13 protein-coding genes are annotated in these 16007 nt (G+C 61.5%); 6 read left to right on the top strand and 7 right to left on the bottom strand.

Features of this window, described 5'->3' with window-relative positions; translation table 11 throughout:
• From JXQ94_RS04860 to JXQ94_RS04850, 3 genes are read right to left on the bottom strand one after another with little or no spacing between them, the layout of a single operon-like run.
• A complete protein-coding gene (locus JXQ94_RS04860) occupies window positions 1-1422 on the bottom strand; it encodes a coniferyl aldehyde dehydrogenase (RefSeq protein ID WP_421922685.1) in 1422 nt (473 codons plus the stop codon).
• Window positions 1423-1432: 10 nt separating this feature from the next.
• Window positions 1433-3037 (bottom strand): GMC family oxidoreductase, encoded by a 1605-nt coding sequence (locus JXQ94_RS04855; RefSeq protein ID WP_421922684.1) that lies wholly within the window; start codon window positions 3035-3037, stop codon window positions 1433-1435.
• Window positions 3024-4283: a serine hydrolase domain-containing protein gene (locus JXQ94_RS04850; protein WP_421922683.1), complete on the bottom strand. Its 1260-nt coding sequence runs from the start codon at window positions 4281-4283 to the stop codon at window positions 3024-3026. Before JXQ94_RS04850 ends, JXQ94_RS04855 begins: the two co-directional genes overlap by 14 nt.
• Before the next feature lie 247 nt (window positions 4284-4530).
• On the opposite strand from JXQ94_RS04850, the gene JXQ94_RS04845 reads away from it, so the two are divergent.
• The 4 genes from JXQ94_RS04845 (at window position 4531) to JXQ94_RS04830 (ending at window position 9949) form a co-directional block, all read left to right on the top strand.
• Window positions 4531-7251, top strand: a complete 2721-nt coding sequence (locus tag JXQ94_RS04845; RefSeq protein WP_421922682.1) for a TonB-dependent receptor — start codon at window positions 4531-4533, stop codon at window positions 7249-7251.
• Window positions 7252-7331: 80 nt separating this feature from the next.
• The gene (locus JXQ94_RS04840) at window positions 7332-7760 is read left to right on the top strand and encodes a hypothetical protein (RefSeq protein WP_421922681.1); all 429 of its coding nucleotides are present in this window, start codon (window positions 7332-7334) and stop codon (window positions 7758-7760) included.
• Window positions 7761-7762: 2 nt separating this feature from the next.
• Window positions 7763-8698 carry a sterol desaturase family protein gene (locus JXQ94_RS04835; protein WP_421922680.1) on the top strand — a complete coding sequence of 312 codons (936 nt, stop codon included), beginning with the start codon at window positions 7763-7765 and terminating at the stop codon, window positions 8696-8698.
• A gap of 159 nt (window positions 8699-8857) precedes the next feature.
• Window positions 8858-9949, top strand: a complete 1092-nt coding sequence (locus JXQ94_RS04830) for a ferritin-like domain-containing protein (protein ID WP_421922679.1) — start codon at window positions 8858-8860, stop codon at window positions 9947-9949.
• Between the two features lie 77 nt (window positions 9950-10026).
• On the opposite strand, the gene JXQ94_RS04825 is transcribed toward JXQ94_RS04830, so the two are convergent.
• From JXQ94_RS04825 to JXQ94_RS04815, 3 genes are all read right to left on the bottom strand, one after another.
• A complete protein-coding gene (locus tag JXQ94_RS04825; RefSeq protein WP_421922678.1) occupies window positions 10027-10317 on the bottom strand; it encodes a type II toxin-antitoxin system RelE/ParE family toxin in 291 nt (96 codons plus the stop codon).
• Window positions 10314-10562, bottom strand: coding sequence for a type II toxin-antitoxin system ParD family antitoxin (locus JXQ94_RS04820; protein ID WP_421922677.1), 249 nt, complete (start codon window positions 10560-10562; stop codon window positions 10314-10316). Before JXQ94_RS04820 ends, JXQ94_RS04825 begins: the two co-directional genes overlap by 4 nt.
• A 121-nt stretch (window positions 10563-10683) precedes the next feature.
• Complete coding sequence (locus tag JXQ94_RS04815; protein WP_421922676.1) at window positions 10684-12114, bottom strand: helix-turn-helix domain-containing protein; 1431 nt, start codon at window positions 12112-12114, stop codon at window positions 10684-10686.
• Window positions 12115-12272: 158 nt separating this feature from the next.
• Here JXQ94_RS04815 and aceA point away from each other — a divergent pair, with 158 nt between their 5' ends.
• Window positions 12273-13559, top strand: coding sequence for an isocitrate lyase (gene aceA, locus JXQ94_RS04810; protein ID WP_421922675.1), 1287 nt, complete (start codon window positions 12273-12275; stop codon window positions 13557-13559).
• 78 nt (window positions 13560-13637) lie between these two features.
• The gene (gene aceB, locus JXQ94_RS04805) at window positions 13638-15281 is read left to right on the top strand and encodes a malate synthase A (RefSeq protein ID WP_421922674.1); all 1644 of its coding nucleotides are present in this window, start codon (window positions 13638-13640) and stop codon (window positions 15279-15281) included.
• An 86-nt stretch (window positions 15282-15367) separates the two neighbouring features.
• Here aceB and JXQ94_RS04800 read toward each other — a convergent pair whose 3' ends face one another.
• Window positions 15368-15889 (bottom strand): hypothetical protein, encoded by a 522-nt coding sequence (locus JXQ94_RS04800; protein ID WP_421922673.1) that lies wholly within the window; start codon window positions 15887-15889, stop codon window positions 15368-15370.
• Between the last annotated feature and the right edge of the window lie 118 nt (window positions 15890-16007).

Raw genomic sequence — 16007 nt, 5'->3', positions numbered from 1 at the left:
CTATTTCATCTGCTTCTTGGCTACGCTCTCGTACATCTTGCCATAGGGCGGAGCAAGCAGCCGCGACGGGTGCCATTTACCGGTGCGGAAGACGGAGCGTTCATGGCTGAATGTCATGAAGCCAGCCTCGCCATGATAGGCGCCCTGTCCGGATGCACCGATCCCGCCAAAGGGCAAGTCGGGGACCGAAAGATGGAGCAGGTTGATATTCACGCCGACGCCGCCCGACTGTGTATTGTCGAGCACCCGGTCAGCCTGGGTCTTGTCGGTCGAATAGACATAGAGCGCCAGCGGGTGGTCGTGATCCGCGACATATTCGGTCGCCGCGTCCAGCTCCGTATAGCCGTTGATCGGCAGGATGGGCCCGAAGATTTCCTCGGTCATCAGACGACAATCAGCCGGAGGATTGAGCACCACGGTCGGCGGGATCTTGCGCGCGGCCTTGGCGGCGTCCGCATCATGCTCGGGCTGGAGGATTTCTGCGCCCCCGGCCCGGGCCTCTTCGATCATGTCATTGAGGCGCGCATAGTGGCGGTCCGAGACGATGGCCGTGTAGGAATCGTCGGTGGCCGCATCCTCGAACTGGTGGGCTGCGACCTTGATGATCGCTTCGCCGAGCGCGCTTTCCGTGCCTTTCGGTGTCAGCACGTAATCCGGTGCGACACAGGTCTGGCCGGCATTGAAAAGCTTGCCCCAGCCGATCGACTTGGCCGCTGAATCCGTCGGATAGCCTGGCGTCACGATAGCCGGCGATTTGCCGCCCAGTTCCAGCGTGACCGGCACCAGGTTTTCCGCCGCTGCCATCGCAACCAGCCGGCCGACCTGGGTCGAGCCGGTGTAGAAGAGATGGTCGAACGTCATTTTGGTGAAAGCCTCTCCAACCGCCGGACCGCCGGTAATGACGGTGACGTGATCTTCCTCGAAGGCTTCGGCGAGCAATGTCTTCATCAGCTCAGCCATGGCCGGCGTGTATTCCGACGGCTTGATCATGGCCCGACAGCCGGCTGCCAGGGCTGCAATCAGGGGCGCCATCGCAAGTTGGAAGGGGTAGTTCCACGGCGACACAATGCCGACCACGCCCTTGGGCTCACGCCGGATCATGGCCGAGCCCGGCATCAGGGTCATCGGCACGCCGACCCTGCGCGGCTTGGACCATTTGCCCAGATGTTTCTTGGCATGCCGGGCGTCCTGGATGACGAAGGCGATCTCGGCGATCACGCTTTCCTGCTTGGCCCGATTGCCGAAATCACGGCTGATCGCTTCGGCGATGGCATCCGCATGTTTGCGACAAAGATCGGCAACCCGGTCCAGATCCGCCTTTCGCTTGTCGAGCGGACGGTGGCGCTCGGCCCGGAAGGCCGCCTTCTGGGCGGTCAGGAGGGCTTTCATGCGTTCGATCTGTTTGGCTTCAGCTTCACTCATCAGAGCCTCCTCAGGAATTGTCTTCAGCAATCATGGCGGCCGCTCGGGTCGCGACCATGATGGTTGGGGCATTGGTGTTGCCACCGACAAGGCGCGGCATGACCGACGCGTCGACCACGCGCAGCCCGTTGATCCCCTTGACCCGGCAACGACTGTCGGTGACAGCCAGATCGCCGGAACCCATCGCACAGGTCGACGTCGGGTGATAGAGCGTCTCCGCCCGTGCCCGGACATCATCGCGCAGTTGCGACATGGTGGTGATATCCGCTCCGGGATAGCGTTCTTCCTTGCGATCATGGTCGAAAGCCGGGGCGTTGAGAATATCACGGACCTTGGCCAGGCCATCGGTGAGCACGTCGAGATCAAACTCCTCGGCCAGATAGTTCGGCTGGATCGCCGGATGCGCGCTGGGATCGGTGCTTTTCAGCGTGATCTCGCCGCGGCTCTTGGGATAGAGCTGGCAGACATGAAGCGTGATGCCGTGTCCGCGTGTCTTCTCCATCCCGTGCGGGTTGGAGATGGCGGGAATGAAGACCAGCTGCAGATCGGGCAGGTCTTCGGCAAAGGCGGACTTGATGAAAGCGCCCCCCTGGACCGGATTGACGGTGAACGGACCGTCACCGCGCAGGGCCCAGCGGCTGACCATATACATATGATGCGGCAGGGAGCGGACGGAATTGCCGATCGACGTCGCCGAATTGGTCCAGACCTGGGCCGTCACATCGAGATGATCCTGCAGGTTCTTGCCTACACCGGGAAGGTCATGCTCGACACTGACGCCGGCCGCACGAAGCTCGTCAGCCGGGCCAATGCCGGACAGGAGCAGGGTCTGGGGTGAGTTGATCGCACCGCCGGACAGGATGACTTCCTTGTTGGCGTTGAGGGTGCGAACCTCGCCTTCAATCTCGACTTCGACGCCGGTCGCTCGCCCGCCATCGATGACCACACGGCGCACCAGTGCACCGGTCTGAACCGAACAATTCTCGCGCTCCAGTGCCGGGCGGAGAAAGGCATCCGCGGCGGAACAGCGTTTGTGCCCGCGCTGGGTGACCTGGTAGGGGCCAAAACCTTCCTGTTGCGGTCCGTTGAAGTCGTCATTGCGCTTGTATTGCAGCTGATCCGCGGCTTTCAGGAAGTCCTGGGTCAGCGGGTTGAGCGGTTCGATGTCCTGAACCCAGAGCGGGCCCCCGCTTCCGTGCAGCTCGCTTTCGCCGCGGGTCTGGTGCTGGACCTCCTTGAAGGCGGGCAGGGCCGTCTCCCAGCCCCAGCCCTCGGCGCCATATTCGCGCTCCCACTCGTCGTAATTCTCCGGCGCACCGCGCATGTAATGCATGGCGTTGATGGAGGAGGAGCCGCCCAGCGTTTTGCCACGGGGCCAGTGCAGAACCCGGTCATTCAGGTGTTCTTGCGGTTCGGTCCAATAGCCCCAGTTGAACTGCTCACCGGTGACCGCGTACTGCAGCAGCATCGGCGTGCGGATGATCGGAGAATTGTCACTGCCGCCGGCCTCCAGGACGAGAACCGAAACAGACGGGTCCCGCGACAGGCGTTCGGCAACCGTGCAGCCGGCCGAGCCTGCGCCACAGATGATGTAATCGAAATCAGCCCTGCTCATCTTCAGCCTCCATATCGACATCAGTGTTGGCTGTGATCGGATCGCCGTAATGGGCGGCGAGGGCGCGCATGGCGATGATGGATTCCTCGGTCCGGCCACCCCATTCCGTGTCGGCCGCGGTGCGCGCGATCACGATGTTGCGGCGCTCATCGACCCAGACATATTGACCGTAAACGCCCGCCATGAAGTATTCGCCGTCATGATTGTCCGGCACCCAGAAATGCAGGCCATAGCCGCGATGGGCATAGACTGAATCCGGTCCGGCCTCCTGGAATGGCGCATTGGGTCGGGTGGCTTGATTGACCCAGCCTTCAGGGAGCAGACGCTCACCACCCCAGACGCCATCCTGAAGGTAGAACTGACCGAAACGGGCATAGTCCTCCAATGTGGCATTGAGGCAGCAATAGCCGATCGCCATCCCGTTCTCGCCGGGAATATTCTGGTTCCAGTACGCATCCCCGGTCATGCCAAGCGGCGTCCAGATGCGCTCCTCGACGATGCTGGCGAGCGTGTCGTTATAGACGCCGCGCACGACGGCAGAGAGAACCTGCGTGTTGGCGCTGACATAATGAAGGTCTTCACCGGCCGTGCGATCGCGCTCGATCTCGCCGACCAGCCGATCGATGTTCTGACCGTATATATTGGCACCGAGGAAAAGCCGGCGAATGTCTGAATTCGGAGCGTTGTAATCTTCCTCGAAATCCATGCCCGCCGACATCATGAGAAGGTGACGCAGCGTGGTGTCGCCGTAATCGCTGCCGCCATATTGCGGCGCGAACATTTCAGCGCTCTGGTCGAGATTGGCGATCCGGCCATCCTGCATTGCCATGGCGATCAGGGTCGCGACGAAACTCTTGCCAACGGACCAGGAGGTGTGACGCGTGGCGGCATCGGCACCGAGACGGTAGGTTTCATGCACGACCTCGCCATTGTGCAATACCATCAGGCCGGTCGTGTCGCTGTCGGCCATCCAGTCTTCGACCGTGCGATCAGCGTCGCCGAAGCGGTAACCAACGGAAACCTGCTGAAGGTTTCTCCCCAGATAGGTGGCCGATTCGGATGGATTGATCGCGCGATAGGGGAAAACCTCCCCCATGTTCGAAAATGTTTCCACGAGGTGGTCTGGCTGCGTCGCCGCCTGGATTTCCGCCGGTGAATAGTCCGACCAGGGGCGGTAGAACCAGCCGGCGGCCGACAATGCGAGTAGCGCCAAAATGGCGACTAAGCCAATGATAAATTTCTTCATTTCTCTCCCCATGACAGCGATTTGAACGCTGTTCACTAAACAAGGTATCAGAGTTGGGACAGGAGAAAAGGGTGAGATTTCCGCTCGAAATTCAAATCACTGGGTGAGGTATCCGTGCATCAGGCCGGGCATGATTTTTGCTGTCTCGGGATAAACCGGCTGACAGAGGTGTCGAGCGGTGTTCATATATTGGGCAGATGCGCGGAATGGTTGGCTAATAAAACCGCGCCACAGGGGAGAAATTCCAATGAAAATGTTTTCCAAAGCTGTCGCGATGGGCACGACAGCAATTCTGACCGGGCTTTTTGCGGGTAGCGCAATGGCACAGGTCGACGTGATTACCGTGACGTCCCAGAAGCGCGAGCAGACGCTTCAGGACACACCGGTTTCCGTTGCTGTCGTCACCGGCGCACAAATCGAGCAGTCGCAAATCCGCGACGCCGCGGACCTCCAGACGCTGGTGCCTTCACTGCGCGTTGCCGAGTTCGCGACCTCGACCAATACCGAATTCAATTTGCGCGGCATCGGTACTTCGAGCTTCAACCCGGGCCTCGAGCCGTCCGTCGGTGTCTTCATCGATGGCGTCTATCGCCCGCGTTCGGGTTCCGCGATCAACGACCTGATGTCGGTTGAGCGCGTCGAGGTCATTCGTGGCCCGCAGTCCACCATCTTCGGCCGCAACACGCCGGCCGGTGTTGTCAGCGTCATCACGCAGGCACCGGACTTTGATTTCAATTACGCCGGTGAAGTGACGGTCGGAAATTACGGCATGCGCCAGGCGCGCGGCACGGTGACCGGGCCGATCAGCGACAATATGGCCTTCCGTCTCGACGGCAATGTGCACCAGAATGACGGCTATATCGACGTCGTGGACGGCCGTGAGGCCAATAATCGCGACCGGATGAGCTTCCGGGGTCAGCTGCTCTTCAATCCGAGCGACAACACCGAAGTGCGCATCATCGCCGACTGGGGCGACATCAACGAAAATTGCTGTGCGGCTCCGTTCGCCTTCTATGATCCGATCGACCTCGGGGCCCTTGTTGGTCTTGGCGGCACTGCTGTGCCGGCCGACCCGAATGGCGGCGACCGGATTGCGATCGATGGCGGTCTCAACACCGAGCTGGTCACGCAAGGCATCTCGGCCCAGGTCGAGCATGATTTCGACGGCTTCACCTTCACCTCGATCACCGCATTCCGGAATTATGACGAGGACCAGCTGTTCGACGCTGACTTCTCTGACCTTGACCTGGTCAGCCTGCGCAGCATCCAGAACCAGTATGACAGCTTCACGCAGGAATTCCGCCTGACCTCGACCGGCGACAATATGGTCGACTGGATGGTCGGTGGTTTTTACTACAATAACGAGCTGAACTACGACAATGCGACGCCTTATGGCGCCGACGCCCGCACCTTCTTCGATGCGGCTTCGGCCGGGACAGTGGCTGATCTCGTCGCGTCCTTCGGCTTGCCGGCAGGTACAGGCGGCGTCTCGCTGCTGGAAATCTTCCTCGATATGAACCAGGCCGCCGGCGTGGGTGCTTTCGTGCCGCTCGCTTCGGGTAATGGCGCCCTGCCGACGACTCCGGCTGAAGGTTTCATCTCGACCCAGCATGGTCTGATCTCGGAGAGCTATCAGTACAACACCAATGCCTGGTCGGCCTTCGGTCAATTTGACTGGCACGTCACCGACCAGTTCACGGTGACACTGGGTGGTCGCTATTCCGACGAAGACAAGGACATGACGACGGCGATCAACCAGCCGGATCCGATGTCGGCCTTCTCTTTCGTGGACCTGGCCCAAGACCTGCGCCTCGTCACGCCGGGGACCTGTGATCCGGTTCTGTTTGGAGTGGTCGGTGGCGATGCCTGTGCTTACCTGGTGCCGTCCATCCTCTTTGGTCAGGCCCAGGCCGAGGCCCTCGGTGGGGATCCGACCCTGCTGAACACGCTTCTGGCGCTCGGCATCTCGCCAACCACGCCATTGACCGATGCTCAGGCCGCCAATCCGGCCCTGAACCCGCTGCTTGGCTTCACGGCCTTCCAGAACTTCCCGCCGGTCAATGCGGGCAATTTCCCGACCTCGCGGAACGACACCAATTTCTCGGGCAATATCATCCTGTCCTATGACGTGTCGGATACGTTCAACGTCTATGCGAGCTATGCCACGGGCTTCAAGCCGGGCGGTTTCAACGTCTCGACCAATGCTGCCTTCACCGGCGTGTTCGAGTTCGAGGAAGAAACGGCTGAGAGCTTTGAAATCGGTGCCAAGGGCTCGTTTGACGATGGTCGCTTTGTCTACGCCATGGCGTATTTCAACCAGGAAGTGACCGACTTCCAGACCAACAACTTCGTCGGCAATGGCTTCGCACTTGAGAATGCCGGGTCCATCGAGGTCTCCGGTCTCGAATTCGAAGGTCAGTGGGCGCCGTCCGACAACCTTCTGATCACCGGTGGTTTCACCTATCTGTTCGACAGCAAGTATGGCGAGTATCTCTATGCGCCTTGCCCGGACAGCTTCGATGCGACCGATCCGAACTTCGCGTTGTGTGTCCCGGGTGCCGAGCGCACCAATGGCGCTGGCGTGACGGCCTTGTTCAACGACCTGTCCGGTCGTGATCGCGGCAACTCGGAATTCCTCGGCGCAATGACCGCGACCTATACCCATCCGGTCGGCGAGGGCATGGAAATGTCCTGGCGCGGTGAAATGAACCACGTCTCCGAGTTCGGTCACACGACCAGTCAGGACCCGCGTCCTTTCGCCAACCAGGACGGTTTCCAGCTCTATAATGCCTCCATTACCCTCGGTGCCGATGACGGTGCCTGGGCACTGCAGGTCTGGGGCCGGAACATCTTTGACGAGAACTACACCAAGGGTGGCTTCCCGTCGGTTGGTTATCTGGGCACCAGCTACAACGCCTATCCGGGTGATCCGCAGACCTACGGCATCACCCTGCGTGTTCGCGGCTAGTGAACAGCGTTCAAATAAGCGTATGATGGCGGGCGGGACCTTTTGGGTCCCGCCCGTTTTCGTGTGACACGGAGTCTGTCATGGGAATTGCCCTGCTTCTGCTCGGGTCCATCCTCGGCGTCAGCGCCATGGTCTTTGTCAATGCGAGCCTTGGAATCAGTCCGAAGGCACGCCTCGCCGATATCGACGAGGCGGCGGCAAGGCTTGATGCGGACCGCGTTGGCTTCGAGGCGGCGGATGCGGTTCTGGCAAAGGACGGGCAGGGCGCCCTGGTCGTCTCGCGCGCCGGCGATTGCCTCGGTCTTCTTGTTGCGCGAGGCAGTGACTTCGTGATCCGCTATCTGACGCCGGGCATGATCCGCGAGGTCAGCGCGGAAGGGGAGACCGGCCTGCGCGTGCGTCTGAATGATTTCGTCTTCGCCCCAGCCCATCTTGAATTTGAAACAGCCGAGACCGCCAGCGCCTGGAAAGACAGGCTGTCCGCGCTGGCCGGACCGGAGAGGACCTGAGCATGGACGTGCCGGCTTTTGTCGAAACCTGGAACCCCATCACCCTGGCGATTCCCTTTTTCACCATCTCCGTCTTCGCCGAGATGATTCATGCGCGCCTGACCGGGAAGACCCGGTTCGAGACGCGCGACACCGCTGCCAGTCTGATCATGGGGTTGGGCAATAATGTCTCCAGCATCATTTTCGGCCTGCTGCTGGGAGGCTGGTCGGTCTTCGTCTATGAGCACCGGCTGATGGATATTTCCTTCGCCTGGTGGGTCTGGGTTGTTGCGATCTTCCTTGATGATTTCCTGTATTACTGGTCGCATCGTTTCGCCCATACCGTGCGCTGGTTCTGGGCCGATCATGTGGTCCATCACTCGTCCCAGCACTACAATCTGACCACGGCCCTGCGACAGCCCTGGATCAGCCCCTTCACGCTGAAATTCCTGTGGCTGGGTTCGGCCATGGTCTTTCTCGGCTTCCACCCCGCCCTGGTCGCCTTCGTCGGCGCGCTCAACCTGATCTACCAGTTCTGGATCCACACCGAGGCGATCAAGAAGTGCCCGGCCTGGTTTGAAGCGGTCTTCAACACCCCGTCCCACCATCGGGTCCACCACGCCACCAACCCGCTCTATCTCGATCGCAATTACGCCGGCATCTTCATCATCTGGGACAAGATGTTCGGGACCTTCCAGGCGGAGCTGGAGTCGGAGCCCTGCCGCTATGGCATCGTGAAGAATCTCGGCACCTACAACCCCATCAAGGTCTGCTTCCACGAATGGCTGGCGATCGTGCGGGACATGGCCGGTGCCAAATCAATCCGGCACGCCGCCCTTTACCTGCTCGCCCCGCCCGGATGGTCGCCGGACGGTTCCCGCGAAACCTCGACCCAGATCCTCGCCCGCTGGAAGGCGCGCCAGGCGGAAGAGGCCGAAACGGCAGAAGCCGCCGAGTAGGGCCTGCTTCATTTTCTCAAAACCGGTTGCCGATTCCCCCTTGCCAAAAACAGGAATATGACTCACGTTTGTGTTGTGAACGTTGTTCACCAAAGCGCTGTGTGCGATAAACGCACCCGCACGAGACACGTTTGGTCGCTCCTGGGGAGGAAACGCGCCATGGCATCGCTTCGCGATCTCTATCCAATGCCGGATATCGACAGGCACTGGTCGATTCCGGAACAGTTCAACGCCACTTTTGACTTCGAGTATGATGAAGGTCGCTCGACCCTCATGCACCTGTATCAAAAGGGCAAGGACATGCAGTGGGATGCGGTCAACCGCATTGACTGGACCCTCGAGCTCGACCCCGAAAATCCGATGCAGCTGCCTGACGAGGGCATCGCGCTCCACGGCTCCCCGATGTGGGAGAAGATGACGAAGAAGGAACGGATCGAGTTCCGTCGTCACGCCCAGGCCTGGAATATCTCGCAATTCATGCAGGGCGAGCAGGCCGCGCTGATCTGTGCCGCCAAGATCGTCGAATCGGTGCCGGATCTGGACGCGAAATTCTACGCCGCGACCCAGGTGATGGACGAGGCCCGCCATGTCGAGGCCTACAAGAAGCTGATGCAGAAATTCGGCGTCGCCTATCCGATGACCGAACCGCTGCGCCAGCTGGTCGATCAGGCCCTGCGCGACAGCCGCTGGGACTTCACCTATCTGGCCATGCAGGTTGTCATTGAGGGCCTGGCCCTGGCCGCCTTTGGCACGATCCGCGATATCGCCCAGAACCCGCTTGCCAAGATGGTCAATGCCTATGTGATGGAAGACGAGGCGCGCCATGTCGCCTTTGGTCGCCTGTCCCTGCGCGATTACTATCCGCACCTCACCGATGCCGAGCGCGCCGAACGTGAGGAATTCCTCGTCGAGGCCTGCTACCACATGCGTGATCGCTTCCAGGCACGGGAAGTCTATGAAGTCATGGGCTTGCCGGTTGAGGAATGTGTGGCCTGGGCCGAGCAGTCAGAAATGAACAAGCTTTTCCGCACATTGCTGTTCCAGCGCATCGTTCCGGTGGTCAAGGATATCGGCCTGTGGGGTCCGAAGATTCAGGCCGCTTACGCCGATATGGGCGTCTTGCACTATGCCGATCAGGATCTCGACGCCCTCGCCAAGCAGGACGAGGAAATCGCCAAGGAGCTCGACACCATCAAGCACCAGGACGTGCGAACCGCCTATGTGCATGCCGTCGGTGGGCTGGCCGAGTAGGCCGGCTGCCTCACACCACTGTATCCCGGACTGGGGCTCCGCATCATGCGGGGCCCTTTTCTTTTGGGGGGGCTGGGTCAGACTCCATCGATATCCATGGCGCCATGGACGACCGCGAGGACATCCATTCCGTTGGGACTGATGCGATAGAAAACGATATGCGCGTTGTGGCGGTATGAACGCGAATTGTCGGCGATGTCGTTGCGTGCGCGTCCGGAAGGCGGGTGTTCGGCAAGCCATCTGATGCGATCGTCCAGGCTGCGCAAATAACTCTGACACTGCGCATGGCCCCAATTCTTTGTGGTGTAGCGAGCGATGGCCTTGATATCAGCAACAGCGCGCGGCGTAAGCCGCACCCGGAGTGTCATGCCTCTCGCCCGGCCTCGGCGATGATCGTCTCGATGTCGTAATCATCTACGAAGGATTCCTGGTCCGCCTCGCCAAGCCCTTCACGGACATGGCGTTGCAGGGCGGCAAGTCGCGCGCCGCGGCCCTCCAGCTCCCGCAGGGCTGCCCGCACGACTTCGCTGGCCGTTCCATAGCGGCCACTCGCCACCTCTTCGCGGATATAGGATTCCCAATGGGGACCGAGGGACAGGCTGGTCGATGCCATGTTTGCGCTCCGAGATATTCAAAATGAATATAGGAGCGGTGAGGCAGCTTGGCCAGCGGCAAGGGGGCCATGGCGGAGCGCGCGCAGCGCTTCCGATCAGAACGTTTCGATGGCCGCGAATTCAATCCTGCCCGAACGCATAAGGCGACGCCCGCAGCTGGTGCGGGTCCATGGTGAGTTTGCGGTTGAGGGGTGGGAAGGCGCGCTGGGCGCAGTCCTCGCGGTCGCACAGGCGGCAGGCGAGGCCGATCGCGGCGGGGATGGTGTCGCTCATCCCGTCGGCATGAGCGACCTTGCCGGCATTGTCCCAGTCACAACCCAGCGCGATGGCATGCAGGGTCGGTGGTTGGCCCGTGGGGCCTTGCGTTGACTGGCCGCGGGCGAGCGACAGCATGCGGGTGCCGTCGGGCAGTTCGAAGGCCTGGGCCAGAATGCGCTCGGGCAGGCGCAGGGCGTCGTAGAGATTCCATTTCGGGCAGCCACCGCCGGCCCGGGCAAAGGGCATGATGCCGCCGCCAAAGCGTTTGGAGACATTGCCCGCCGCATCGACCCGGATCATGAAAAAGGGCAGGCCACGCGCGCCCGGCCGCTGCAGCGTGGTCAGGCGATGGCAGGCCTGTTCATAGCTGACCTCGAAACGCCGTTGCAGCACGCCCAGGTGATAGCGACTGCCTTCGGCGACCGTGTGGAAAGCGGCGTAGGGCATCTGCACGGCGCCGGCGAAGTAATTGGCCAGGCCGATGCGCAGGAGGCGCCGCCCCTCGGCTGAGGGCAGGGAAATCCGGTCGCACAGGCGATCCAGCAGCTCGGCCTGCTCCAACGAGGCCAGGACCACGGCGATGTGGAAGCCCCGCGATGCGGGCGCGATGGTTTCGGACAACAGCAGACGCCGACCGTGGAAATCCAGTCGGCGGCGCGCGCCGGCCATGACGTCCTCATCAAGCACCCGCACGGTGAAACCATGCTGGTCCTGCAGATAAGTGGCCAGGGCCTTGTCACGATTGCGGCTGCGCAGGCCGGCGCGTTCACACAAGGTTTCGGCGGCCTCTTCCAGTTCCGGGAAATGATTGTGATGGGCGTCAATGGCGTTGCGGACTGATTCCAGAATGGCGCCGGGGCCACCGGTCGTCGCGCCGGGGCCGGACATGCGGGTGGCAAGATCGGCAGTGGCGGTTGCCATTTCCCGATAGGACTGGAACAGGCGGGTGAGAGCCTCGGCGGCGCGCGGCTGACTGTCGGCCAGCTCATTGAGCTCCATCCGGTCGAGCTCGAGGCCGGAAAGTACCGGGTCGGCTGCCGCCTCAGTGAGGTCGGCGATCAATTGCCGGTCGCTCTCATTGGCAAAGCTGCGCACATCGACATCAAAGGCATCGGCGAGGGCGAGGAGGACGCGGGCCGTCACCGGGCGTTGATTGCGCTCAAGCAGGTTGAGATAGCTGGCTGACAGGCCTAGGGCTTCCGCCGCCTCGGCCTGGGTCATGCCGCGCTCGCGTCGCAGGCGGCGCAGGCGCGCGCCGGCAAAGATCTTTTCGAAGGCCTGGTTGTCACTCATGCTTGTACCAAAATTTACAAAGTTACAGTCGCACAATGTATGTAACTTACACGCAAACCTCTTTATAGGAAAAGCGATATCGACACCCACCGTTCCGTTTGACAGTTTTGGGGCAATCCTGATCACCCAGAACCGGCCGAGCCGGAACGGAGATAAAAATGACGACTTTTGCGGAACTGGTCCCCAATACGGCCGATGATCGTTTCAACGGGATCGAGCGCCCTTACTCGCCCGAAGATGTGCAAAAGCTGCGGGGCTCCGTCACCATCAGCCAGACCCTGGCCGAACGCGGTGCCAACAAGCTGTGGGAATTGCTCAAGACCGAGCCCTACATCAATGCGCTGGGCGCACTCTCGGGCAACCAGGCCATGCAGATGGTTCGCGCCGGTCTGAAAGCGATCTACCTGTCCGGTTGGCAGGTTGCTGCGGACGCCAACACCGCCGGCACGATGTATCCGGACCAGTCGCTCTACCCGGCCAATTCGGCGCCGGAACTGGCCAAGAAGATCAATCGTGCGCTGCAGCGCGCCGATCAGATCGAGGTCTCCGAGACTGGCGAATCCAGCCGTGACTGGTTCGCTCCGATCGTGGCCGATGCGGAAGCCGGTTTTGGTGGCACGCTGAATTGCTTTGAGATCATGAAGGCCTTCATCGAGGCCGGCGCCGCCGGCGTCCACTTCGAAGACCAGGTCGCAGCCGAGAAGAAGTGTGGCCATCTGGGCGGCAAGGTCCTGATCCCCACCAGCCAGCATGAGCGCAATCTCGCCGCGGCCCGTCTCGCCGCCGACGTGATGGGTGTTTCCACCATCACCGTGGCCCGGACGGATGCGGAATCGGCCAATCTGATCAATTCCGACATCGACGAGCGCGACCATGAATTCATCGACTTCGACGCGGGCCGCACGCCGGAAGGCTTCTTCCGCCTGAAAGAAGGCGTTGGCGTTGATCATTGCATCAAGCGCGGCCTGGCCTATGCCAAGATTGCCGACCTCCTGTGGTGGGAAACCTCCAAGCCGAACCTGGACGAGGCACGCCGCTTCGCCGAGGCGATCCAGAAGGAGTTCCCGGGCAAGATGATGGCCTATAACTGCTCGCCATCCTTCAATTGGGAAGCCAATCTGGACAAGGCCACGATCGAGACCTACCAGCAGGAACTCGGCGCCATGGGCTACAAGTTCCAGTTCGTGACCCTCGCCGGTTTCCACCAGCTCAACCACGGCATGTTCGAACTGGCGCGCGGCTACAAATCCCGCGGCATGGGCGCTTATTCCGAGCTGCAGCAAGCCGAATTTGCCTCCGAGGTCGATGGCTACACCGCGACGCGCCACCAGCGCGAAGTCGGCACCGGCTATTTCGACAAGGTCTCGCTGGCGATCTCCGGCGGCAAGGCGTCGACGACCGCCATGGGCGAGTCCACCGAGTCGGCCCAGTTCGCAGCCGAGTAGCGCCTTACTCACTGCCTTTGCCGGGGTGCGGTCCCTCCGAACGCACCCCGGTCTTGTCTCCAGCAACAGGAGAATGACATGACCCTCATTGCCCCCTCCGGCGTCGAAGTCCTCGGCCATCTCGAGCCCGGCTATCGCGATATTCTCAGCCATGAAGCCCTCGGCTTCCTGGCCGGCCTGCACCGCCGTTTCGAAAAGCGCCGCCAGTCCCTGCTGCGCTACCGCAAGGAACGCCAGGCCGAGCTCGACCAGGGCGCCTTGCTGATGTTCCCGCACGAGACCGTCGATATCCGCTCGGGTGAGTGGAAAGTGCGCCCGGCTCCGGCCGACCTGCAAGATCGTCGCGTCGAGATCACCGGTCCGGTGGATCGCAAAATGGTCGTCAATGCGCTCAATTCCGGCGCCAAGTGTTTCATGGCCGATTTCGAGGACGCCACGGCGCCGCTCTGGTCAAACCTGGTCGAAGGGCAGATCAATTTGCGCGATGCCAATTTGCGCGAGATTGATTTCACCGACCCGAAGAATAACAAGCGCTACCAGGTCAAGGATGATGCGGCAGTCCTGATCGTGCGGCCGCGTGGCTGGCATCTTGATGAGCGCCACGTCCAGGTGAATGGTCAAGCCATTTCCGGCTCTCTGTTCGATTTCGGCCTTTATGTCTTCCACAATCACGCGGCCCTGAAGGAACGCGGCACGGCGCCGTATTTCTACCTGCCGAAGCTGGAAAGCCGTCTGGAAGCGCGCTTGTGGAGCCTTGTGCTCCAGCATGCCGAGGACGAGCTGGGCCTGGAGCGCGGTACGCTGCGCGCGACCGTGTTGATCGAGACCCTGCCAGCCGCTTTCGAGCTGGACGAGATCCTGTACGAGTTGAAAGACCATATCGTCGGCCTCAATTGTGGCCGTTGGGACTATATCTTCAGCTATATCAAACGTCTGAAGTCACGACCCGACCATGTCCTGCCGGATCGCTCCGCGGTGACGATGAGCGTGCCCTTCATGGCGGCCTATTCCCGGCGCGTGGTGGCGGTCTGTCACCGCCGTGGCGCCCACGCGATGGGCGGCATGTCGGCCTTCATCCCGGTCAAGAATGACCCGGACGCCAATGCCGCCGCGACGGAGAAGGTCCGTGAGGACAAGTTGCGCGAAGTGAAGAATGGCCATGACGGCACCTGGGTCGCCCACCCGGACCTGGTGCCGGTGGCGATGGAGGTCTTCGACGCGCATATGAAGGGGCCCAACCAGCTTGCGCGACCGGCCGACCCTCATGACCGTCCGGTGACCACCCAGCAATTGCTCGAGGCCCCGGAAGGCGTGATCACCGATGCCGGTGTGGACGACAATATCGATGTCGCCATCCGCTATATCGCCGCCTGGCTCGGGGGTCGCGGTGCGGTGCCGATCCGCAATCTGATGGAGGATGCGGCGACCGCCGAGATCGCCCGGGCCCAGCTCTGGCAGTGGCGAACCTATGACCGGTCCACAGTTGAAGGCACGGCGCTCACCGGTCCGATGCTGGAAAACAAGATCGAGGACATTTGCGCCGCGATCCAGGACGAGGTGCCGGACCAGACCGAGCTGTGCGATCGTATCCGTTCGGCTGCGGAAGTCCTTACCGAGTTGGTCCTGTCGACGGAGTTCGCCGAATTCCTGACCCTGCCGGCCTATGACCGCCTGACGGCCGAACTCAGGGCACCGATGAAACTGATGGAATTCGAGGACTAGGCATTCGATGAGCTGATGACGGTTGGTCGTCTCAGGCGCGGGGTTCGGGCGAGGTCGAAAAGACCGGCCCGGACCCCGCATTTCATTCAGCCCGTAGCAACCGGGGAACCGGGCATCCGATAGCCGCACAGGTCGGCCAGCTTCCAGCCGGTCGCGGTCTGTTCGAAACGGCAGGTCATGTAGTCGCCGCGATAGGTGCCCCAGGGCAGGGGCGCGTCGAGGAGCGGAGTTTCCACGGGCGGGGCGACCCGGTCATGAGCGCGCTGCGGATAGACCAGGATCTGGCGCGCGGCCTCCGTCGCAACGAAACCCGGATCATCGAAGATGCACAGCGGCGGCTGGCTGAGCATGCCGGTTACCGTGCCGCGCGTATTGCCGTCGGCGCCCCAGACATGACTGCGCACCATCGGGTCACGCGAGATAAAGGCGTTTTGCAGGGCGCCCGGCGCCATCGCGTCTGCGACGGCGGTCTCGCTATGGCTGATAATCGCCGAGAAGGCTGCCATCTCGTAGCTCATCGGCGCGCGGCACATGGGTATCGTCTCGGTCGCACAGGCTGACAGACCCAGCATGGCGGTGGTGGAGGCAAGCGCTAAAACACGTTTCATCGATTCTTCCGGTTTGCGATCAGGTCGTCGACGACGCCCGGGTCAGCCAGTGTAGACGTGTCACCGAGATTGCCAAACTCGTTCTCGGCAATCTTGCGCAGGATGCGGCGCATGATCT

Source organism: Maricaulis maris (assembly GCF_049116555.1).
GTDB lineage: Bacteria > Pseudomonadota > Alphaproteobacteria > Caulobacterales > Maricaulaceae > Maricaulis > Maricaulis maris_C.
This window is presented reverse-complemented; position numbering and strand designations above follow the sequence as displayed.